Source organism: Arcobacter sp. AHV-9/2010 (assembly GCF_004116575.1).
GTDB classification, from domain to species: domain Bacteria; phylum Campylobacterota; class Campylobacteria; order Campylobacterales; family Arcobacteraceae; genus Aliarcobacter; species Aliarcobacter skirrowii.
On the sequence record NZ_PDKH01000008.1, the window covers coordinates 25,450 to 48,144 of the forward strand.

At 28.5% G+C, this 22,695-nt stretch carries 24 protein-coding genes; 14 read left to right on the forward strand and 10 right to left on the reverse strand.

Annotated elements, in window-relative coordinates; all coding sequences use genetic code 11:
• Nucleotides 1-27: 27 nt before the first annotated feature.
• Together CRU94_RS09155 and CRU94_RS09160 are read right to left on the reverse strand one after the other, a co-directional pair.
• Entirely contained in the window at nucleotides 28-2,019 is a 1,992-nt protein-coding gene (locus CRU94_RS09155) for a methyl-accepting chemotaxis protein (protein WP_129106475.1), read from the reverse strand.
• A gap of 388 nt (nucleotides 2,020-2,407) precedes the next feature.
• Nucleotides 2,408-3,634, reverse strand: coding sequence for a BaiN/RdsA family NAD(P)/FAD-dependent oxidoreductase (locus CRU94_RS09160; RefSeq protein WP_129106476.1), 1,227 nt, complete (start codon nucleotides 3,632-3,634; stop codon nucleotides 2,408-2,410).
• Nucleotides 3,635-3,762: 128 nt separating this feature from the next.
• Between CRU94_RS09160 and dcm the strand changes: the two genes are divergently transcribed.
• Complete coding sequence (gene dcm, locus CRU94_RS09165) at nucleotides 3,763-4,863, forward strand: DNA (cytosine-5-)-methyltransferase (protein WP_129106477.1); 1,101 nt, start codon at nucleotides 3,763-3,765, stop codon at nucleotides 4,861-4,863.
• Nucleotides 4,853-5,902, forward strand: a complete 1,050-nt coding sequence (locus CRU94_RS09170) for an HpaII family restriction endonuclease (RefSeq protein ID WP_129106478.1) — start codon at nucleotides 4,853-4,855, stop codon at nucleotides 5,900-5,902. Before dcm ends, CRU94_RS09170 begins: the two co-directional genes overlap by 11 nt.
• A 2-nt stretch (nucleotides 5,903-5,904) precedes the next feature.
• Here CRU94_RS09170 and CRU94_RS09175 read toward each other — a convergent pair whose 3' ends face one another.
• A complete protein-coding gene (locus tag CRU94_RS09175; protein ID WP_129106479.1) occupies nucleotides 5,905-6,222 on the reverse strand; it encodes a cupin in 318 nt (105 codons plus the stop codon).
• Nucleotides 6,223-6,429: 207 nt separating this feature from the next.
• Here CRU94_RS09175 and CRU94_RS09180 point away from each other — a divergent pair, with 207 nt between their 5' ends.
• The 8 genes from CRU94_RS09180 to CRU94_RS09215 all read left to right on the forward strand — a co-directional run bounded on the left by CRU94_RS09180 (nucleotide 6,430) and on the right by CRU94_RS09215 (nucleotide 13,861).
• The gene (locus CRU94_RS09180) at nucleotides 6,430-7,698 is read left to right on the forward strand and encodes an O-acetylhomoserine aminocarboxypropyltransferase/cysteine synthase family protein (protein WP_129106480.1); all 1,269 of its coding nucleotides are present in this window, start codon (nucleotides 6,430-6,432) and stop codon (nucleotides 7,696-7,698) included.
• Nucleotides 7,699-7,707: 9 nt separating this feature from the next.
• Nucleotides 7,708-8,121 carry an RrF2 family transcriptional regulator gene (locus CRU94_RS09185; protein WP_129106481.1) on the forward strand — a complete coding sequence of 138 codons (414 nt, stop codon included), beginning with the start codon at nucleotides 7,708-7,710 and terminating at the stop codon, nucleotides 8,119-8,121.
• Nucleotides 8,122-8,139: 18 nt separating this feature from the next.
• Complete coding sequence (cysK, locus tag CRU94_RS09190; RefSeq protein ID WP_129106482.1) at nucleotides 8,140-9,072, forward strand: cysteine synthase A; 933 nt, start codon at nucleotides 8,140-8,142, stop codon at nucleotides 9,070-9,072.
• A 56-nt stretch (nucleotides 9,073-9,128) separates the two neighbouring features.
• Complete coding sequence (locus tag CRU94_RS09195) at nucleotides 9,129-9,359, forward strand: DUF2061 domain-containing protein (RefSeq protein WP_066160007.1); 231 nt, start codon at nucleotides 9,129-9,131, stop codon at nucleotides 9,357-9,359.
• A gap of 7 nt (nucleotides 9,360-9,366) precedes the next feature.
• Nucleotides 9,367-10,068: a phosphoadenylyl-sulfate reductase gene (locus CRU94_RS09200; protein ID WP_129106483.1), complete on the forward strand. Its 702-nt coding sequence runs from the start codon at nucleotides 9,367-9,369 to the stop codon at nucleotides 10,066-10,068.
• Between the two features lie 370 nt (nucleotides 10,069-10,438).
• Nucleotides 10,439-11,350: a sulfate adenylyltransferase subunit CysD gene (gene cysD / locus CRU94_RS09205; RefSeq protein WP_129106484.1), complete on the forward strand. Its 912-nt coding sequence runs from the start codon at nucleotides 10,439-10,441 to the stop codon at nucleotides 11,348-11,350.
• Between the two features lies 1 nt (nucleotide 11,351).
• Nucleotides 11,352-12,761: a sulfate adenylyltransferase subunit CysN gene (gene cysN / locus CRU94_RS09210; protein WP_129106485.1), complete on the forward strand. Its 1,410-nt coding sequence runs from the start codon at nucleotides 11,352-11,354 to the stop codon at nucleotides 12,759-12,761.
• An 11-nt stretch (nucleotides 12,762-12,772) separates the two neighbouring features.
• Nucleotides 12,773-13,861: a sulfite reductase gene (locus tag CRU94_RS09215; protein WP_129106486.1), complete on the forward strand. Its 1,089-nt coding sequence runs from the start codon at nucleotides 12,773-12,775 to the stop codon at nucleotides 13,859-13,861.
• Nucleotides 13,862-13,870: 9 nt separating this feature from the next.
• Here CRU94_RS09215 and trpB read toward each other — a convergent pair whose 3' ends face one another.
• The gene (gene trpB, locus CRU94_RS09220; protein ID WP_129106487.1) at nucleotides 13,871-15,082 is read right to left on the reverse strand and encodes a tryptophan synthase subunit beta; all 1,212 of its coding nucleotides are present in this window, start codon (nucleotides 15,080-15,082) and stop codon (nucleotides 13,871-13,873) included.
• A 63-nt stretch (nucleotides 15,083-15,145) separates the two neighbouring features.
• Here trpB and CRU94_RS09225 point away from each other — a divergent pair, with 63 nt between their 5' ends.
• Complete coding sequence (locus CRU94_RS09225; protein ID WP_129106488.1) at nucleotides 15,146-16,435, forward strand: saccharopine dehydrogenase C-terminal domain-containing protein; 1,290 nt, start codon at nucleotides 15,146-15,148, stop codon at nucleotides 16,433-16,435.
• Between the two features lie 54 nt (nucleotides 16,436-16,489).
• Nucleotides 16,490-17,800 (forward strand): aminotransferase class V-fold PLP-dependent enzyme, encoded by a 1,311-nt coding sequence (locus CRU94_RS09230; protein ID WP_129106489.1) that lies wholly within the window; start codon nucleotides 16,490-16,492, stop codon nucleotides 17,798-17,800.
• 46 nt (nucleotides 17,801-17,846) lie between these two features.
• On the opposite strand, the gene CRU94_RS09235 is transcribed toward CRU94_RS09230, so the two are convergent.
• The gene (locus tag CRU94_RS09235; RefSeq protein WP_129106490.1) at nucleotides 17,847-18,422 is read right to left on the reverse strand and encodes a hypothetical protein; all 576 of its coding nucleotides are present in this window, start codon (nucleotides 18,420-18,422) and stop codon (nucleotides 17,847-17,849) included.
• Between the two features lie 101 nt (nucleotides 18,423-18,523).
• Here CRU94_RS09235 and CRU94_RS09240 point away from each other — a divergent pair, with 101 nt between their 5' ends.
• A complete protein-coding gene (locus CRU94_RS09240) occupies nucleotides 18,524-18,802 on the forward strand; it encodes a helix-turn-helix domain-containing protein (protein WP_258237447.1) in 279 nt (92 codons plus the stop codon).
• A 10-nt stretch (nucleotides 18,803-18,812) separates the two neighbouring features.
• On the opposite strand, the gene CRU94_RS09245 is transcribed toward CRU94_RS09240, so the two are convergent.
• Nucleotides 18,813-19,376, reverse strand: coding sequence for a hypothetical protein (locus tag CRU94_RS09245; RefSeq protein ID WP_129106491.1), 564 nt, complete (start codon nucleotides 19,374-19,376; stop codon nucleotides 18,813-18,815).
• A gap of 351 nt (nucleotides 19,377-19,727) precedes the next feature.
• Between CRU94_RS09245 and CRU94_RS09250 the strand changes: the two genes are divergently transcribed.
• The gene (locus tag CRU94_RS09250) at nucleotides 19,728-20,624 is read left to right on the forward strand and encodes a metallophosphoesterase (protein WP_258237448.1); all 897 of its coding nucleotides are present in this window, start codon (nucleotides 19,728-19,730) and stop codon (nucleotides 20,622-20,624) included.
• On the opposite strand, the gene CRU94_RS09255 is transcribed toward CRU94_RS09250, so the two are convergent.
• The 4 genes from CRU94_RS09255 to CRU94_RS09270 all read right to left on the reverse strand — a co-directional run bounded on the left by CRU94_RS09255 (nucleotide 20,614) and on the right by CRU94_RS09270 (nucleotide 22,618).
• The gene (locus CRU94_RS09255) at nucleotides 20,614-21,183 is read right to left on the reverse strand and encodes an SCO family protein (protein ID WP_129106493.1); all 570 of its coding nucleotides are present in this window, start codon (nucleotides 21,181-21,183) and stop codon (nucleotides 20,614-20,616) included. The two genes, CRU94_RS09250 and CRU94_RS09255, sit on opposite strands and share 11 nt — an antisense overlap.
• 2 nt (nucleotides 21,184-21,185) lie before the next feature.
• The gene (locus CRU94_RS09260; RefSeq protein ID WP_129106494.1) at nucleotides 21,186-21,671 is read right to left on the reverse strand and encodes a hypothetical protein; all 486 of its coding nucleotides are present in this window, start codon (nucleotides 21,669-21,671) and stop codon (nucleotides 21,186-21,188) included.
• A 5-nt stretch (nucleotides 21,672-21,676) separates the two neighbouring features.
• Nucleotides 21,677-22,111, reverse strand: a complete 435-nt coding sequence (locus tag CRU94_RS09265) for a copper chaperone PCu(A)C (RefSeq protein ID WP_129106495.1) — start codon at nucleotides 22,109-22,111, stop codon at nucleotides 21,677-21,679.
• Nucleotides 22,112-22,177: 66 nt separating this feature from the next.
• A complete protein-coding gene (locus CRU94_RS09270; protein WP_129106496.1) occupies nucleotides 22,178-22,618 on the reverse strand; it encodes a hemerythrin family protein in 441 nt (146 codons plus the stop codon).
• Between the last annotated feature and the right edge of the window lie 77 nt (nucleotides 22,619-22,695).

Consider the following 22,695-nt stretch of genomic DNA (forward strand, 5'->3'; position numbering starts at 1 on the left):
AAGTGGGTTTTAAAACCCACTTTTAGTTTAAAAAGATTCCCATTCATCATCTTTTGATGTTGTAGCTTCAATCTTTTTTGCTACAACTTTTTCAAGAGATTTATTTTTTGATTTGTATGTATCATTTTTTTGATTCTCAGATTTAAAAGTAGTTTTTGTTTCTGCTTTTATACTGCTTCTACTTTTTTGAATTATCTCATCTCTTCCTACAAAATTCTTATCTAAAACCTCTTGAACAATACTCTTAGATATGCTATCAGTCTCATTTGCAATCTCTTGAGTTTTTGAGGCTATTATTGCATTTTGTTGAGTTTTTTGATCAAGCATAGTAATAGTGTCATTTATTTGTGTAATTCCACTTTGTTGCTCTTTACTAGCATTTGAAATCTCACTTATCATTTCAGCTGATTTTTCAATATTACTTAGAAGTTCATCATAATCTTTGATCATTAAATCAGATATATTTTTTCCTTCTTGAGCTTTTGATGTTGCAACTTCAACTATATTTTTTATCTCTTTTGCAGCTTCGGCACTTCTTGCAGCTAGATTTCTTACCTCTTGTGCAACAACGGCAAATCCTTTTCCAGCTTCTCCTGCAGTTGCTGCTTCAACGGCTGCGTTTAAGCTTAGAATATTTGTTTGGAATGCAATTTGATCAATTACGCTAATTGCTTCATTAATATTTGTTACTTGATTTGTAATCTCATCCATAGCAACAGCTGTATTTCTAGCCATTTGCTGACCTTTTTTAGCAGAATTACTAACTTCATTTGAGTATCCTGTCATCTCTACTACATTATTTGAGTTACTCACAACCGTACTTGTAATCTCTTCTAAAGCCGCTGCTGTCTCTTCAAGGCTTGCTGCTGCTTCGTTTGAGCTTTGGTTTAAAGTATTTACATTATCTATTAAAGATCTTGAAGAGTTTTCTAGTCTTACACCATTTTCCAAACTATCTTTTAGCATTGAAACAATTGCATTTTGTAGAGTATTTATACCTATAATCATCTTTTCTAATACTCCATCTTTCTCATCATGACTACCTAGTTTTAAAACAGGTCTATAATCATAATTTGAGTATGAAGATAAGATATCATTTATATTTTCAAATCTCTCTTTTGTATGATTTATCATATTATTTAGTTCATTTTTGAACTCATTTAAAGGGATATTTGGAGTATTTTTCTCTATAGTTTGAGAGTACCAACCATTTTTCACTCTCATCATCACAACTTTTGCTTCGTTTATTAACTCATTATCTTTTTCAATAGTATCTTGGATTATATTAATATTTTGATTTATCATTAAAGCCATCTGTCCAAATTCATCTTTTGACGAACTATCAAGATGAGTTACACTACTTGATTTTCTATTTAAAAATGCAAAAAACGATAAAAGACCATTTTTAAAATTTTCTAAAGAACCTGCAATTATTGAAGATATATAGATAGAAACTCCTATGAAGAAACCAACTGCAACAACAGATAAAATCAAAAGTTTTGTTGTTATGCTTGATAGTGCATCATTTCTCAAGCCAAGATTTCTTTTATTCATTTCTGTATATTTATCTTGAAGAAATTGAGCTCTTTTTGAATTTTCTATTTTAGCTGCTTCAAATAGCTCTTTAGTAGAACTACTACCTCCACTTAGTACATAACTAGAGATTATTCCAAAATCTTTTTGATACTCTTTTATATACTCTACAGCTTCATCGCATATATCTTTATTCGCTTGTGAATTAAAAAGAGTTTTTAAGACATTTGTATCTTTGATTAAAGCTTGAAGTCTATCCTCAATCACTTTTTTCGAATCTTGTGATGGATTTTGCAAGAACTGATAAAATGCCACCCTAGTAGAAAGTAAATTTCCTACTAATAAATAAGTTTGAGCTGTAACTTCTGTTCTCTCTTCTATATAATTCATAGATGGCTTATAAACAAAAGCCGAAACAAATACAATTATAATAAACATAATAGGAAACAAAAATAATTTTGTCCTTGTACTTAAGTTTTTTAACATGCTTAACACCTTTGGTATTTAAAATTTTATGGATTTTATCTATGAATTGGTTAATTATCTCTTAATATTTATTATAAATTGTAATATTAAGAATATAAATATAATTCCAAGAACTGTTAATATTGGAATAATAATTCATCAAGATAAACTAGAAAATAGAGATTTGTGTTGAAGTTATAAAACAGTTTAAAGTTCATGAAAATATCTCTATCTTAGGTGGTTTAGACTATAACTATAAAAAGTGGCAAGATGTAGAAGTTTCAGGAACTGATCTTACTATATCAACTTCAGATAGCAGTACAAGATTTTATATAGGTGCAAACTATAGATTCTAATCTATTATAAGACTAAGAGTTAAAACTCTTAGTCTTATAATTTTAAAGATAATTTATTTTGCCAAACTTTTCCCTGCCAAACAACCACTAGCCCATGCAAAGTGAAGATTAAATCCTCCCCTATTTCCAACAATATCCAAAACCTCTCCAGCAAAAAATAGGTTTTTTACAATTTTGCTCTCATATGTTTTATTATCTATTTCGCTAGTTCTTACTCCTCCACCACTAGCTTCCGCGTGAGAAAAACCTTGAGTATCTACTACTTTTAATCTCCATGAATTTAGCTGATGAGCAAGTGATTTTATCTGTTTTGTATTTATCTCATGGGCTTTTGTGTTTATATCAATTTTACAAATTTCAAGTAATATTGGAGCTATTTTATTTGATACAAGTCCAGTTAAAATATCAACTGCTTTTTGCTTTGGTAAATTTTTAAACAAAGTTTGTATTTGATTTGCCAAATCATTTACCAAAGTTTTAGGAAAAAAATTAACTCTAAGCTCTACATCCAAAAATTGACTCAAAGCCAAAACAGCTCTTTGAGAGATATCTAAAATAGCAAAACCAGATACTCCATAAGCTGTAAACAGCACATCTTCTAAAATCTCTTGCTCAAAATTTCCATTTATATGCAATCCTACACTACACTCTTTTTTTACTCCTTGAAGTTTTCCTTTGTAGGTCTCTTTTGTTTGAAGTCCAACAAGACTTGGATATGTAGGATTGTAAGTGTGTCCAAAACTTGAAGCGATTTGTAGACCTATTTCAGTTGAATTTAGTTGAGGAGCAGCGCAAAGCCCACTTGAGATTAAAACTTTATCATAGGATTTAAACTCTTTATCATTTGCATAAATGATAAATTTATCATCTTTTTTTTCCACTTTTTGCACAAAGTGCTCATAAAATATATTTACATTTAACTCTTCAAGAGCCAGTAAAAAAAGATTTGTTACAGATTTTGCTTCATTTGAAAGAGGATAAACCTTTCCATTTTCTTTAATATCTAGCATTAGTCCAATAGTTTTGCAAAATTTCTCAAATGCTTTAAAATCAAACTCTTTTAAAGCAAAATCTACAAACGATGGACTCTCTCCTAAATAGTTTTTTGAAGATATTGTAGTATTTGAGATATTGCATCTTCCATTTCCACTTGCAAGGATTTTTTTACCTATACTTTTGTTTGCATCAAAAATATCTATTTGTAAATCTTTATTTAATCTTTTAGCAGTTATGCTTGCCATTATTCCAGCAGCTCCACCGCCTATTATTGCTATTTTCAAAATTTTCCTTTAATTTATTAAAAATTTTGTAATTGTATCAAAACTTAAATTTATTTCATTTTGTAATATTTTTTATGTTGTAATTTTGTTTAGGGTATAATCCATACATTTTATGAAAGGTATACAATTTGAAATATAAAACAATAGATTTATTTTGTGGCATAGGTGGAGTTAGAAAAGGTTTTGAGCTCACAAATCATTTCCAAAATGTTCTTTCTGCTGAAATTGATAAATTTGCTTGTATAACTTATGAATATCTTTATGGGGAAAATCCTCTTAATGATGTGACAGATGAGGAATTTAAACAAAAAGTACGAAAAACTCATTATGATATTTTATTGGCTGGTTTTCCTTGTCAATCATTTTCAATAGCAGGAGAAAAAAAAGGCTTTAAAGATACTACACGAGGAACACTATTTTTTCATGTTGCGGACATTATTAAAGAAACCAAACCAAAAGCTTTTTTACTTGAAAATGTAGAAGGTTTATTTAGGCATGATAAAGGTAAAACTTTTGAAATAATTATTAATACATTAGTTAAAGAATTGAATTATAAAGTTGTTGGAGTTGATGAAATCGATGGTGAATTAAAATATTCAGCAGAATCTTTCCTGAGAAAAACTACTGATTTTGGATTACCTCAAAAAAGAGTAAGAACTTACATAGTTGGATTTTCTAATGATATTGTTCCTAAAAATTATAAGTTAAAATCTTTGCCTCTAAAATCAAAGAGAATAATTTTTAAAAATTTATACGACTTATTAGAGAAAGATGTGTCAGCAAAATATTATTTATCAGAGCAATATATAAAATCCCTTGAAAAACATAAAGAAAATCATAAATCTAAAGGTAATGGCTTTGGTTTTATGATTGTAAATAATGGCGATAATCCAATAGCAAATACAATTTTAGCAACAGGTGGAAGTGGGAAAGAAAGAAATTTAGTGCTACAAGAAAAACCCGAATATTATGGACAAATGTTTGGAAGCAAACAAACACCTATTAATAATCAAGGAATAAGGGTCATGACACCTATTGAGTGGGCGAGACTTCAAGGATTTAAAGATTATGCTTTTGTAAAAAATGAAATTGATACTTTTTCATTTCCCAAAGAAGTAAGCGAAACACAACAATATAAACAACTAGGAAATAGTGTATCAATTCCAGTAATTGAAGAAATCGCAAAATATATTTATAAAACTTTAGAGGAATTTAAAAATGGGATTTAATAAAGGAGAGTGGTCAGAATTATATACATTTTTATATCTACTAGAAAATCCAAATCTAGTTATAGTAGATGAGAACTTACAAGTTATTAACAATACATTATTTAAAATATTAGAAATCATTTTAACTGATAAAAAATATAAAATTCAAACCCAAAACATAGTAAAACTATTAAGTAATGGTCAAACAAAAAACTATAATATTAGTGATTTATCAAAGAAAAATAAAATTCTATTAAAAAAAATATTAATCCATAAAAGTGCAAAAGGCTCATTTGATATTAGTGAAATCCAACCTTTAATTGATGATTTTTTTGATGCTCAAAAACCAAAGGGTGCATCTAATATAAAAGGGGATTTAACAGCTAATGTTTTAGATAACAAAAGAAACCAAAATTTTAACATTTCGTATAATATAAAATCAAATTTAGGAAGTCCTGCAACACTTTTAAATGCTTCAAATCATACAAACTTTATTTATGAAGTAATAGGAATTAATGATAATATTATGAATCAATGTAATGACATACAAACATCTAACAAGTTACTAGATAGATGCTCATTCTTAAATTCTTGTAATGCAACTATAAATTTTGTTAAAACTCAAAGTAATACTTTTGCATATAATTTAAAATTAATAGATTCAAACTTGGATAATTTTTTAGCTCATATGCTTTATATATCATATTCAAGAAATATAAAGGATATACAACAACTTATTTCTATAATTTCAAAAAATGAAGATGAAATAAATTTTTATAAAAAGAAAATTGGAGATTTTGCAAATGCTGTTACATTTGGAATGAGAGCAGCAGAAAAATGGAATGGAGAAAATGAAGTTAATGGGGGAATAATCCTTGTAACAAAAACAGGAGAAATATATTTACTTGATTTAATATATTATAAAAATATTGTTGATAAATATTTGATTGATAATATTAAATTAGATAGTCCTAGTTCAACAAGATATAAAATGTTTGATATTTATAAAGAAGATAATAAATATTTTTTAAAATTAAATTTACAAATTAGGTTTAAATAAACTTAATAAAAAACTGCAAACCAAATAGTTGGTTTATCAAGGCTTGTAAACTTTACTCTATGCTTTTGAAAAGCTTTTATATTTAAACAATCGCCTTTAAAAAGCTCTACTTCAAAATCTTCAAATTCAAGTATTGCAAAACCTTCAAGAAGCAAAATATACTCACTTTTTTCTTGCTCATACCAAAAATCTTGAGGAGATTTTTGTCCATTTGATACAATTTTTTCTATTTTTATCTTCTCATTTTGAAAAATCTCAAAAAATTTCTCTTCATTTTTATCTATGGTAATTTCATCAAAAATGTTATATTTTTCTATCAATTTATCTTCTTAATTGTTGATTTTTTGGTATTTTATCAAAATATTACTTAACTAGTTTTATAAAGTTGATTAAATAACTATGGTTTAATTAAAAGCCCTATGTATTCTATATCTTTATAAATTTGATTAAAAAGCTTGACAATTAAAAAAAATCTGTTTATAATTCCACATAAATTTAAACTTGATTAAAAAGCAAAGGATAAAAAAATGCAAAAAGATACAATTGCAATACATACAGGATATGATAAAAAAAGTGGAAATGGAGAGATGGCAATTCCTATTTCTCAAACAACAGCTTATGCGTTTAGAGATAGTGAGCATGCGGCAAATTTATTTGCACTAAAAGAGTTAGGACCTATTTATACAAGATTAAATAACCCTACAAACGATATTTTAGAGCAAAGATATGCTCAACTTGAAAACGGTGCAGCAGCACTTGCTACTTCAAGTGGAGCTAGTGCTGTTTTCTACTCTATTGCAAATATTGCTGAGGCTGGAGATAATATTTTAATCTCTGATAAGCTTTATGGTGGAAGTGTAACTCTGTTTCATTTTACTTTAAAAAGATTTGGTATTAGTGTAAAAACTTTCAAAAATGATGATGCTAGTGATTTAGAGAGTTTAATTGATGATAAAACAAAAGGTATATTTTTTGAATCATTATCAAACCCTCAAATTGCAATTCCTGATATTGAAAAAATAGTTGAAGTAGCAAAAAAACATGGAATTATCACAATTTGTGACAATACAGTTGCAACAGCAGCACTATTTAATCCAATTTCATGGGGAGTTGATGTTGTTGTTCACTCAACTAGCAAATATACAAGTGGAAATGGTACAGCTTTAGGTGGAATTATTGTTGAAAGAGATGGTTTAGCAGAGTTTTTCAAACAAAACAGTGCTAGATATCCACACTTTTCAACTCCTGATGCCTCTTATCATGGACTTGTATATACAGATGTTCCACTTCCAAACTTTTGTTTAAGAGCTAGATTATCACTTTTAAGAGATATTGGAGCAACTCCTGCACCATTTAACTCATGGCTTTTAATTCAAAGCTTAGAGACTTTAAGTTTGAGAGTTGAGAAACACTCTAATAATGCTTTAAAAATTGCACAGTTTTTACAATCACACAAAAAAGTAAAAAAAGTTAGTTACCCAGGATTAAAAGGTGATAAATATTATGATAAAGCTCAAAAATATTTTAAAAATGGTCTTGCAAGTGGTTTAATATCTTTTGAAGTAGAGAGTTTTGAAGAGGCTAAAAAAGTTATTGATAGTGCAAAACTATTTAGTGTTGTTGTAAATATCGGTGATAGTAAATCTTTAATAGTTCATCCAGCTTCAACTACTCACTCTCAAATGAATCCTGAAGAGCTAAAAAAAGCTGGGGTAAATCCAGTTACAATTAGATTGTCAATTGGACTTGAAGATACAGCTGATTTAATTGAAGATTTAAATCAAGCACTAAACTAAGAGTTTATTATGCCGTTAATTTCAACAAAGGGGGTGTATGGTTTGGCAGCTATTTATGAGTTAAGCAAACACAAAGATGATACTCCCATGCAAATAAAAGATATTTCAGCAAATGCCTCTATACCTCAAAACTACTTGGAACAGCTTTTAAGTAAGCTAAGACGAGCCAATTTAGTGACAAGTATTAGAGGTGCTAGAGGTGGTTATCTTTTGGCAAAAAGTTCAAAAGAGATAAAAATAGTTGATATTTTAGTTGCTCTTGAAGATGATATTAAAATTGTGGATTCAAAAGTTGATAACCCAATTTTAAATCTTCTTTTTGAAGAGTCAAAAGAGAAAACAAAAAAGATTTTTGATTTAACTTTGGCTGATTTAGATAAGTACGAAGGTAAATATAACGAGTTTTTACATTACAACATTTAAAGTTAGAAAGGAATAAAAATGAAATACGCAAACAATATAACAGAATTAATAGGAAATACTCCTCTTGTAAAACTACAAGATGCAAGTAATATAAGCGGAGCTACGGTTTTAGGTAAATGTGAATTTATGAATCCAAGTTCAAGTGTAAAAGATAGAATTGGAACAAATATGATTAAAGATGCTTTAAAAAAAGGTGTAATAAATCAAGACTCTACTTTAATTGAACCAACAAGTGGAAATACAGGAATTGCACTTGCAAGTGTTAGTGCAGCTTTAGGATTAAAACTAATCCTTGTAATGCCAGCTTCAATGAGTATTGAAAGAAGAAGACTTCTTCAAGCCTTAGGTGCTAAGTTAGTACTAACTCCTGCTGAAAAAGGAATGAAGGGTGCTATTGATAAAGCAAATGAGTTAAATAGTGAGATTAAGAACTCTGTAATTTTACAACAGTTTCAAAATCCATCAAATCCAGAAATTCATAGAAATACAACTGCACAAGAGATTTTAAAAGATACAGATGGAAAAATTGATATTTTTATAGCTGGTGTTGGAACAGGTGGAACATTAACAGGTGTTGGTGAAGTTTTAAAAGCACACAATCCAAATATCAAAATAATTGCAGTTGAGCCAGAAGCAAGTCCAGTTTTAAGTGGTGGTAACCCAGGACCACATAAGATTCAAGGAATTGGAGCTGGATTTGTACCAGATGTTTTAAATACAAAAATTTATGATGAAGTTATCAAAATTGCAAATGATGATGCAATTGAGAGCTCAAGAGAGTTAGCAAAAAGTGAGGGTCTTTTAGTTGGAGTATCTTCAGGATCAAATGCACTTGCAGCAAAAATAGTTGCTTCAAGACCTGAAAACAAAGGAAAAACAATAGTTACAATTCTTTGTGATACAGGGGAGAGATATTTAAGTTCAGGTTTATATGACTATATAGAAGAGTAATCTTCTACATAGCATATTTTAAATTATCCTTTTGGAAATTATAAAAAAGGTTGAATATGCACGAAAAACCTTATAGATCAGTAGCAAAAACTATCTCTTGGAGAACAGTTGGGACACTAGATACTATAATCATTTCTTATTTTATTACGGGAAATTTAGTTATGGCTGCTTCAATTGGTTCAATTGAAGTTATTACAAAAATGATTTTATACTATTTTCATGAAAGAGTTTGGAATAAACTAAAATTTGGAATAGTAAAACCAACAGCAAACGATTATCAAATTTAGGATTTTTATGAGTTTAAATATATTAAAAGAACTTGAAGAAAAAATTTTCTCTTTAAATACAAGTGAATTAATCAAATATGTTTTAGATAATTATAAAAATGTAGCTTTTAGTTCAAGCCTAGGTGCAGAAGACCAAGTATTGACAGATATGATATTTAAAGTAGATAAAAATAGTAGAGTATTTACTCTGGATACTGGAAGATTACATAGCCAAACATACAGAGTTTTAGATGAGACAAATTTAAAATATGGTGTAAAAATGGAAGTTTTTTTTCCAAAATTTGAAGATGTTGAAAACCTATATAGAACTCAAGGTGTAAATGGTCACTTTGAAAGCATTGATAAGAGAAAAAATTGCTGCAAAATTAGAAAAATAGAGCCTTTAAAAAGAGCTTTAAAAGATGTTGAGATTTGGATTACAGGTCTTAGAGCATCTCAAAGTGTTACAAGAGAAAATATGCCAATTATTGAGTGGGATGAAAATTTTAAAGTAATAAAACTAAATCCACTTATAAATTGGAGCGAAGATGATGTTTGGGATTATATAAAAGAGAATAAAGTCCCATACAATAAACTTCACGATAATGGTTTTCCAAGTATTGGTTGTGAACCATGTACTAGAGCTATAAAAGATGGTGAAGATATAAGAGCTGGAAGATGGTGGTGGGAAGACCCTAGTCATAAAGAGTGTGGGCTTCATAAAAAGTGATTCTTTATTTCACACTTTTTAAAAAGTGTGCAAAAGCGAGACACGGTTGCCTTTTTAGGGATTTTTTCAATAAAGACAAAGTGTCCCTTGCTAAAGCAGTGGAATTGCCTAAAGGCAATAATGTTTTATCTCCAAAGGATAATAAGAACTAGCCTTTGGCAAAAAGGTTTGCATTTTCAAAATAGCGTTAAAAAAAATTTATATAAAGTTCGTTAAAAAATTTGAACTGTTTGAGCGAAGCGAGTTTTCAAATTTTAGAACTGTTATAGATTTTTTAGCTATTTTGGAACGAGCAAACGATTTTCTTTTGATACTTTTCTTTATAAAAAGAAAAGTAAATAAATAACTAAATTTTAAAAGGAGAAAATAGATGTTAGATACAAAACAACTAACACATTTAAAACAACTTGAAGCTGAATCAATTCATATTATTAGAGAAGTTGTTGCAGAGTTTGATAACCCTGTTATGATGTATAGTGTTGGAAAAGATTCAGCTGTAATGCTTCATTTAGCACTAAAAGCATTTGCACCTGCAAAATTACCATTTCCACTTTTACATGTGGATACTTTATGGAAATTTAAAGAGATGATAGAGTTTAGAGATAAAAGAGCAAAAGAGGAGGGATTTGAACTTTTGGTTCACACAAATCCACAAGGTATTGAGATGAATATTAACCCTTTTACTCACGGAAGTGCTGTTCACACAGATATTATGAAAACTCAAGGACTAAAACAAGCGTTAAATAAATATAAATTTGATGCTGTTTTTGGAGGAGCCCGAAGAGATGAAGAGAAATCTCGTGCAAAAGAGAGAATCTACTCTTTTAGAGATAAGAATCACAGATGGGATCCAAAAAACCAAAGACCAGAACTTTGGAATATTTATAATGCAAGAGTTCACAAAGATGAGAGTATTAGAGTTTTTCCACTTTCAAACTGGACGGAGCTTGATATTTGGCAATATATATACTTGGAGCAAATTCCAATAGTTCCACTATATTTTGCTGCTTCAAGACCTGTTGTTCTTAAAGATGGTGTAAAAATCATGGTTGATGATGACAGAATGCCAATAGAAAAAGATGATGTTATAAAAGAGGAGATGGTTAGATTTAGAACTTTAGGATGTTATCCACTAACTGGAGCTGTAAATTCAACTGCTACAACACTTCCAGAGATTATTCAAGAGATGCTTTTAACAAAAACAAGTGAAAGACAAGGAAGAGTAATAGATAACGATAGTGCTGGATCTATGGAGAAGAAAAAAATAGAAGGGTATTTTTAAGATGAGTATATTAGAAGAAAAAATTGCAAAAGATATAGAGAGTTATTTAAAAGAGCATGAGAATAAACAGCTTCTTAGATTTATAACTTGTGGAAATGTTGATGATGGAAAATCTACTTTAATTGGAAGATTACTTCATGATTCAAAGATGATTTTTGAAGATCAACTAGCTAGTATAAAAAAAGATAGTAAAAAAAACAATACAACAAACAATGAGTTTGATCTATCTTTGCTTGTTGATGGGCTTCAAAGTGAGAGAGAGCAAGGTATTACTATTGATGTTGCTTATAGATATTTTACAACTGATAAAAGAAAGTTTATTATTGCAGATACTCCAGGGCATGAGCAATATACAAGAAATATGGCAACAGGAGCATCAACAGCAAATTTAGCGATTATTCTAATAGATGCAAGATATGGAGTTCAAACACAAACAAAAAGACACTCTTTTATAAATAAGCTTTTAGGAATAAATCATATTGTAATTGCTGTAAATAAAATGGATTTAATGGATTTCAGAGAAGATGTTTTTAACAAAATAAAAGAGGATTATCTAAAATTCGCAAAAGAGTTAGGACTTACAAGCAATATTACATTAATTCCATTATCTGCTTTAAATGGAGATAATGTTGTTGAAAGAAGCTCGAAATCTCCTTGGTATAATGGTGTTACTTTAATGCAACATTTAGAAAATGTACAAATTGATAGCGATAGAGATTTAACACATTTTAGATTTCCAGTTCAATATGTAAATAGACCTAACCTTGATTTTAGAGGATTTTGTGGAACAATTGCAAGTGGAGTTATAAAAGTTGGAGATGAGATTACAGTTTTACCATCACATAAAAGCTCAAAAGTAAAAGAGATTGTTACTTATGATGGAAATTTGCCTTATGCATATGCGCAACAAGCAGTTACTTTGACACTTGAAGATGAGATTGATATTAGTCGTGGAGATGTGATTGTAAAAAGTGATGAACAAGCTGATGAGGCATCAAATTTTGATGTAGATATTGTATGGCTTAGTGAAGATCCACTAATAAAAGGAAAACAATATTTTATAAAAAGAGCAACAACTACAACAGTTGGAACAATAAATCAGTTCTATTATAAGACAGATGTTAATACACTGCAACAAAGTGCAACAAATACTTTAAATTTAAATGAGATTGCAAGAGCAAAACTTGATTTAGAACAGATAATTGCCTATGATACTTATGAAAAAAATAGAGCTATGGGAAGTTTTATAATAATAGATAGAGTTACAAACAACACTGTTGGTGCTGGTATGATTAGAGCAAAATCAAGCGATCAAAGTAAAAAAGATAGCTCTTATAGTGCTTTTGAGATTGAGTTTAACGCACTTGTGAGAAAACATTTTCCACACTGGGAGTGTAAAGAGATTTTTTAGTAGGAGTTTAAATGTCTGCAGTTATAAATATAGAGAAACTAAAAAAAGATAGATCAAGCGATGATATAATCGCAAAACTGTTCTATCATATAGTTTTCTCTGAAAAGATTTCAAATGAAGATTTGGAGCTTTTTAAATGGTATGGAGTCTATGCAAAAGACTCCTTACAAGAGAACTTTTCTCTAAGAATTCCTATAAATTTAGGAGAGCTAGGATTAAAAGAGTTAAAAGAGATTTTAAAAATCTCAAAAGAGTTTTCAAATGAGTCATTAAATATTTTGCCTTGCCAAAAAATAGAGTTTGAAGATATAAAACTTTTTAATCTACCTAAAATTTTTAATATTTTAAAAGAGGTAAACCTATCTAGTTTTTTTGAATCAAGTCATAGTATAAAAAGAGTTTTAACATGTCCTGCAAATAGAGTTGATAGTACTCAAATATATGATGTTGAAGAGATTGCAAATAAGATAAATGATACTTTTGTAGCAAACAAAAACTTTTTTAATCTTCCAAACTCTTTACAAATATCAATTAGTGGATACGAAGAGGGTTGTGATATTGGATTTACTCCTGATATAAGTTTTAATGCAACAAAAGATGAGAGTGGTAAAATTGTATTTGCAGTTAAAATATTGGATAAAAATATTGGATATATAAGTGCTTCAAAAATAATAAATACTACAAGAGCAATTGCAAATATTTATAAAGATTTTGGAGACAGAGATGAGAAATCAGAAAATAGCTTCAAAGATTTTATAAAGAGTATCTCTTTAGGTGTATTTGTTGATATTTTAAGTTCTATGCTAGATTTTAAATTTAAAAGCACTCTTTTTATAAATAGATCAGAAATTCCAAGAAAACCTAGAATGGGAATAAACAAAAGTTCACAAGATGGTTTCTCATATATTGGATGTAAGGTTAAAAATCCAAAAATTTCAAGTAAAGATTTTGAAATTTTTATAGATAGTTTAAAGAAGTGCAAAGCAACAAAAATAAAACTTACTCACAAAGCAAATATTATTATTCTTGATGTTCCATCACAAAATGCAAAAAATCTAGTTGAAGAGCTATCTTCTATTGGTTTTGAAGCTAAGAGTTAAGCTAAAAGCTTAAACTCTTGGATAATTTTCGATTATAAAATCTATATCCTTATCCCCTCTTCCACTTAAGTTTACTAAAATAGATTTTCCAAAATTCTCTTTATCTTTTGCCCATTTCATAGCAAATGCAACAGCATGTGCAGATTCAAGTGCTGGAATGATTCCCTCACATCTTGAAAGAGTATAAAAAGCTTCTATTGACTCATCATCACTACAAAGCCCTACTTTTGTTCTTTTTATACTACTTAAATATGCATGTTCAGGACCAACAGATGGATAGTCTATCCCACTTGCAATTGAGTGAACAGCAGCTGGTTCTCCATTTTCATCACTTAGCATTATAGAGTTAAATCCATGCATTATTCCCTCTTTCCCATAGGTAATACTTGCACTATGTTCACCTATATTTGAGCCTTTTCCAGCAGGTTCAATAGCATATAACTCAACACTATCTTCAATAAATGCACTAAATATTCCCATAGCATTACTTCCACCACCAACACAAGCACTTATTGCATCTGGAAGTTTTCCAGTCATCTCTAAAAACTGCTCTTTAGCTTCAATTCCCACTACACTTTGAAAATCTCTTACCATCTTTGGAAATGGATGAGGACCAACTACACTTCCAATAGCAAACATAGAGTTTTTTGTATCACTTAAATAGCTCTCAAAAGCACTATCAACAGCCTCTTTAAGAGTTTTTAATCCTTTTGACACAGGCACAACTTTTGCACCTAAAATTTTCATTTTTACAACATTTGGATGCTCTTTTTTAATATCAACTTCACCCATATGTATTTCACACTCCAAACCAAAATAAGCAGCCGCAGTTGCTAGTGCAACACCGTGTTGTCCAGCACCTGTTTCAGCTATTAATTTTTTCTTACCCAAATATTTTGCTAGTAGTGCTTCAGCCATACAGTGATTTAATTTATGAGCACCCGTATGATTCAAATCCTCTCTTTTAAGATAGATTCTAGCACCTCCTACTAAATTTGATAAATTTTTACAATATGTAATTGGAGTTGGTCTTCCTTGATAATATTTTCTAATCTTCTTTAACTCATTTAAAAATTCAAAATCATTTGATAACCTTTTATAAGCCTCATTTATCTCATTAAATGGCTCTTCAAGTTGTGGTGGAATAAAAGATCCTCCAAATTTACCAAAAAACCCATTCTCATCTGGAAAAGTTTGTAAATATGGTCTATTTCTTTGCATATTAAGTACCTTTAAAATAAAATACAAAAATATATCATATTTTAAATAATTTTAGGGGTTTATATGAGAGTAGTTTTTTTTGGCTTAGGTGCGGTTTCAACTGTTATGGCAACACTTTTTGATGAACTTGCAAATAAAAGTGAAAATAGTTTTGTAGATTTTTTATTTATTGTGCGAGATAAAAGAAGAGCAAAAAAACATCTATTTAAAAATAGCAATCTTTTAAATAAGTCACTCTTTTTAGAAGTATCAAACTTTGAAGAGATTTTTTCAAATCCAGAAAAATATAAAAAAGAGTTAAAAAATTTTGATATCTTTATAAATAGCTCAACCCCTTCTTACAATTTAAAGGTTATGAAACTTGCAATTGAGTTTAATACAAACTATGCTGATTTGGCAAGTGATATTTACAAAGATGAAGTTATAAACTCTTTAAAATTTGAGCAACAATCACTTGAAGATGAGTTAAAAAATAAAAATCTATTTGCACTTATAAATCTAGGAATATCTCCTGGAATGACAAATTTTTTAATAGGCGAAAAAATTGACTCTTTGTCATCTTTGCCTCACAATATAAAAATTACAAAAGTAGAGATAAATCTGCTAGAGGAGATACAATCAAAAAAACTAATCTTTTCGTGGTCACCAAAAGTGGCTATTGATGAGCTTACATTCTCTCCAATATTTTTTAAAAACAATAAAATAAAACAACTAGCACCATTTTCAAAATCAAAACCATATAAGTTTCCATATTTTAGAAATATTGTAGATGTTTATCCAGTATTTCAAGAGGAGCTTATATCTTTAAAACAAAGCTTCCCTAATATAAAAAATATTAGATTAAATATAGGTGGAAATGAGCTTGAACTTATGAAAAATCTATATCAACTTAACCTTTTTTCAAATACCTATTGCTTTGAAAACAAAGAGGAAAAAATATCAATAAATAATATAATCAAAAATATAATTCCAAAGATGAAAAGCCCTGAAGTAATAGAAGATTATATAAAAAAGAAGACTATAAAATATGCAGAGTTTAGTGCAATAGCTGATATATATTTAGAGATAAAAATAAAAGATGATAAAAAAATAAAAAGTATAGAATCAATTGGTCTATCTTTTAGTAAATATACAGAGCTTATAAATAGCCCTTTTTCTGGCTCTACTTATATCTCATATGCCACAGGAGTTGCATCTGGAATTTTAATCTTCTATTCACTTTTAAACAAAAAGCATCTAAAAGGTGTAGTTTTAAGTGAGAATCTTCCAAAAATATTTGGTGGTTTTACAAATGATATTATTAAAAGAGAGTTAAATAACTATAAAATCAATCTCATAAGTCAAATTAAATAAAAATAAGATAAAATTATAACTTTTATAAAAGATTATAATTTTGAAGAGATTTTTATGCAAAAAGACATTTTTAGACCATTTTTAAATGAAAATGTTGATATTTTAAACTATTTAAGATACAACACAATTGGAAAAAACAAAGAGAAATACTTTGATTTTACAGCTTCTGGTTTAGGTTTTAGACCAATAGAGAATCGAATTCATGAAGTTTTAGAATACTATGCAAATACTCACTCAAAAGAGAGCACAAATGCAAAAATTACTACAAAATATTATGAAGGTGCAAAACAGAGCCTTAGAAACTCTTTAGCTCTTGATGATGATTTTGTAGTTTTACCAAGTGGTTTTGGAGCAACAGCAGCTATAAAAAAACTTCAAGAGATTTTGGGAGTTTATATTCCACCAAAAACAAAAGAGAGGCTAAAACAAAAAGGGCTAAAAGATATTAAAAAATCTATGCCTTTGGTAATTGTAGGACCTTATGAACACCACTCAAATGAGATATCATTTAGAGAATCTCTTGCTCTTACAAAGAGAGTAAAACTGACAAGTGATGGTTTAATTGATTTAAAACACCTTGAAAAAATACTTGAAAAGAATAAAAATAGAGAGATTATTGGTTCATTTACAATTGCTTCAAATGTTACAGGAATAATTACTTGCTATAAAAAAGTTTCAAAATTATTGCGAAAATATAATGCAACTGTATGTTTTGATGCTGCAGCTTCAAGCTCTTATATGAATATTCCTTGCAAATATTATGATGCACTCTATCTTTCACCTCATAAACTTTTGGGTGGAGTTGGGTCATGTGGTATCTTAATTGTAAAAAAATCTTTAATAGATACAAAACTTCCACCAACATTTTGTGGTGGGGGAACTGTAAAATATGTGAATAAATCTATTCAAATATATGAAGATGATATAGAGACTAGAGAAGATGCTGGAACACCACCTATTACTCAACTAATAAGAGCTGCACTAGCATATCAACTTAGAAATGAGATTGGTTTAGAGTTTATAAAAGAGAGAAAAGAGGAGCTTTTAAGCTATTTGTTAAAAGAGCTTAAAGGTATTGATGATTTATTAATTTATGGTGTAAAAGATGCACCAAATATTGGGATTGTATCTTTTAATATAAAAGGTTTTAATCCATATTTGCTTTGTGAAAATCTAGCAAATAAAGAAAACTTTCAAACAAGAGCTGGATGCTCATGTGCAGGTCCATATGGTCACGATTTATTAGGTCTTAAAAAAGTATCTATGAAAAATCGACCAGGATGGCTTAGAGTTGGTGTTCATTTTACACAAACTAAAGATGAGATAAAAGCTTTGGTTGATGAGATTAAAAGAGATATAAAATAGTTTATATCTCTTTTTTATAATTTCGATTTTTTAAAAAAGATTTGATTTAGAATTTGTAGTTAATTCCAATAAACATAGATGTTGAATCTTCTAACTCAACTTTTTCATTCCAATCTATTCCTAAAACTGTACCAGTACTATTTTTATCTAAGTTATATTGTGTATATGCTAATCCCAACTCAAACTCAATATTTTTTGTAATATCATAAATACCACCAACTTGCAATCCATATGCTAATCCTGACATTTTAAAATCATCTATCTCATAATTTGCATTACCAATATGTAATCCCGCAAGTAATTTAAATTTATCATTCATTGGTACTAGATAATCATAATTTCCTAAAATTATTCTAAAATCTCCTCCTCCTTCAATTCCATAATTTATGTGAGATAATGAGACTCTATGTGTTTTTTCTAAAATAGCCCCAAGTTTTAATTTTAAATCTGAAGCATCATCACTTATTGAATCACTTTCTGAATATCCATTTGATTGACTATATGAATATTTTCCATTCATATCTCCTCTTTCAAATCCTACCCCAACAAATGGTTGTACTTCAACTGCTACCGCAGATGTTCCAAGTGCTAATAAACTAGCCATTGCTAATGATTTTTTCATTTTTCCTCCCTATATATTAAATGTCCTATTGAACATTGCATAGGGATATTAACTTATATAAACTTACAGATTAAATTAATACCTATGGAACATTGAGAATATTGCAAAAGTGTAACCAAAATAAACAATTAGAGCTTTTTTATAAAAAGATTGGCGAAAATGTTAAAAATATTAGAACTAAAAAAGGATTTAGCCAATTAAAACTTGCAAATGCTATGGGATATGACTCTGTTGGACACATTGCAAAAGCAGAAATTTATAAATATGATAAAAAATTTAATCTTGAACATCTTTTCAAAATAGCAAAAATTTTAGATGTCTGTATTGAAGATTTATTTGAAGGGACAAATGAGATTATAAAAAACAAAGATTGCTTCTAGCTATCTTTGTTTAAAACCTATAATTAATAGTTGCATAAAAATCAATAGCTCTATCAAACTTATATTTTACATCAGCACCATTCTCTTTATAATTTTTATCTATATCATATTTTGTAAATTTAGTCCCAATCTCTAACTCTAAATTATGAGCAATATCATTTAAAATTCCAAGTTGTGCTCCATATACAAAATCTGTTGCATTTGAGCCTTCAAGATTTTTTTTCTCAAGATTTGTAAATCCTAAATGTGCTCCTAAAAATAGCTTTGACCTACTATAATCTATTGGCAATATATAATCAAAAGCACCAAGAAAAGTATTTACTCTTGTACCACTTAAATATGATGGATTATAAATAAATGAGACTCTTCTAAAATCCTCTATCACAGCCCCAGCTTTGAAAATAAGTAAAGTAGCTGTATGCGTACCATCTTCATTTCTACTTCCACCCTTTTCACTCTGTTTTACAAAACTAAGTCCAGTTCCAACTCCTACAAAAGTATCAGTATTAAAACTCATAGCAGAAGAGTTAATAGCAAAAAATATTATAAAACTAGCAATAACTTTTTTAAACATATCTATCTCTTTTTATTAAAATTTAGCAAAGATTATATTTATTTGTTTGTTATATAAAGGTTAAATTATATATTTGATTAACTCTTTATTTAAATACTATTAATCAAATATATTTATAATTTCTTCATGAGTTTTATGATTTTTTTCTCAGTTTATCTGATAGCTTTCTCTTTTCAAACCTATATAATTAAAAAACGGTTTATCGATAAACTAGATTTTAAACATAAAACTAGGAAGTATTTTGGCTTTTTATTATATTTAACATTTTTTGGTGCACTTTTGTACCCTCTTGCTAGATACTTTCCACTAGTGCCAAACTGGCTCTATTTTCTCCTTTCCTTACCAATTGGGGTGATATTTTTAACATTTATTATCACTTTATTTCATGACCTCATCTCAATTGGTTTCAAAAAATCAAAACTATCAACAAAAAGACGAAACTTTTTCAAAAAAACACTTGATATTGGTGCAACATCACTTATTTTGGCAACAAATCTAAAAGCCATGGATAATGCAAGAAATATTGAGCTAGAAGTTGTAGATGTAAAGATTAAAAATCTAAAAAAACCATATAAAATAGTTCAAATAAGCGATATACATATTGGTGGATTGATTGATAAAAATTTTATAAAAAATTTAGTAGCAAAAATAAATATTTTAAACCCTGATGTTGTTGTAATAACTGGTGATTTAGTAGATACCAAACTAGAGTTTGCAAAAGCTGCTTTAGATGAGTTAAAAAATATAAAATCAGTTTATGGAACATACTTTATAGTTGGAAATCATGAGTATTTTCATGGAGTTAAACCAATAATTGATTATGTGAACTCTTTAGGAATAAAAACTTTAGAGAATGAAAATGTATATATTGGAGAGGAAAATCAAGGTTTTTATTTAGCTGGAGTTTATGATAGATTTGGTTTTAGATATGGCTCATATATTCCAGATATAAACAAAGCTTTAGAAGATTGCAAAAATCACCCAACAGTTCTTTTAGCTCATCAACCAAAATATATAAACTCTTTGGAAGATACACAAAATATTGATTTGATTTTATGTGGACACACTCACGGTGGTCAGATTTTTCCATTTAACTTTTTAGTAAAACTTGAGCAACCATATGTAAAAGGTCTAAACACTCACAATGAATTCACGCAAGTTTATGTAAATAAAGGAACTGGATTTTGGGGACCACCTATGAGATTGGGTGCAAGCAGTGAGATAACTATTCTTAATCTTATAGGATAGTTTTTAAAATCTCCTCTATTTTTGTTGGATTTGAGAAGTGGTCAATTTTTGATATAAATTTTCCATCTTTATTGAAAATATAGATATATGAAGTGTGAGCAACAGAGTAATCCATAGCAGAACCCTCTAAAACAACCTTTTCATAATATGAACCATATCTTTTTGTAAGATCATCTATGTACTCTTTATTTGAAGTTGCTCCAATAAAATTTTTGTGAAAATATTTTGAGTAGTTTTTTATATTTTCTAAACTATCTCTTTGTGGATCAACACTTACAAAAATTCCAACAAAATCTTCGATTTTTGAACTATCAAATTTATCTAAAGCAAATGCCAAAGAGCTTAAAGATGTAGGGCAAACATCAGGACAAAATGTATATCCAAAATATATTGCTACAACTTTACCTTTAAAATCATCTTTAGATATTTTCCCATCGTGCGTATCCAAAACAAAATCGTAGTTTTTTCTCTCTTTATAATCTTTTACATATGGTTTTAAAATAACTATTAAAATAACAGATGCCAAAACAATAGCTAAAATCTTAAATAGAGTTCTCATTTTTATATCCTCGTTTCAAATTGAAATCTTGCACCAATAGAGTGTGTAGTTTTATCTACTATTATATCTGCATTCCACTTCATATTATCAACATAACATGTAGGTAAAGTTCCAATAGCTTCATAATTTCCATCTCCTAAATTTTTAATATCCAAAAAATACTCTCCCATATACATAGTTGTTGAGTAGATATTTAAAGTTAGATTTTCTAAGTTTGGATTATTACTTTTTATAGAAAATGTAATCTCTTTCATAAGTGGAATCTCTTTTGGATCAACACTTAAAATAAACTCCGTACCATCTTGAATTACAATTTTACAAGACTCTTTTTTTAGATTACAAGAGCTATCTTGTGTTACATAATCAACTTCACCTTTAAGTGATTGAAGAATTTGATTAAAATCAATTAAAAAGTATGAGCCTACAATAAAAAGTACAACAACTATTGAGATTATTGTACTTTTTAGACTGCTGTTTTGTTTTTGCATAAATATTAGTGGTGTTTCATTCCACTCATTACAGATTTAACATCTGCAACAACTTTTTGTTTTGAACCATCTTTAAACTCTAGTTCAATCTCAACTTTATCTCCAACATCTAAAGAGTTATGAAGCCCTATTAACATAATGTGTAAACCACCTGGTTGTAAAACTGTTGTGCTTTTTGCTTTTATATCAATTTGAGGAATCTCATACATAGTCATAACACCATTTTTCATATCATGAGTATGAAGCTCAACAACATTTGCTACATTTGAAGTAGCTTTTACAATTGCCATATCTTTGTTTGATCTATTTTCCAAAACCATAAAAGCAGCACTATTTTTCATATTTGGCGGAGTAGCTCTTGCATAAGCATCTTTTACTTCAATAGTTGAAGCTGTTAGAAATGTTGCTGCTAGAGAGATTAGAAGTAGAATTTTTTTCATATTAACACCTTTTTTTTCTTTGAATAGTATTAAATAAGTGTTAATTTTGTGTTAATTTTACAAAAATTACATCATTGAACATGGGCTCATTCCTGTTTTAAAAAATCTTGCTGTTACTGTATCCATACTTTTTATATGATTTATAAGCCAATTTACTAAATCATACTCAATATAGTTTTTTAAACTCTTTATATCTTTGTTTTGATAGAAATCTTCCCAAACCTCTTTTATATCTTCTATATTTTTATCATGTTCACCTTTATGAAAAGGGTAAGCAAAAAAACCTCTTTTTTGCATCTCATCCTCTTCTGTTTTAAAGTGATTAACTGTATGGTTTATCCAAGATAAATAAGATTTTTTTAGATTCTGTAAATTATCATTTGAGTTGTTTTTTTCATACACTAAAATATCTTCATAAATTTTATTTATCAAATCTACATCTTCAAAATGTGTATTATTCATAAAATCTTCATCAACCAAAGGCAGGCTATTTTTATCTATTAACATATTCTCTCCTTAGAATTAAAATCAAATTTTACATAATAAACAAAAAAGAAGTGTTGATAAATATCAATTAAAAAAAT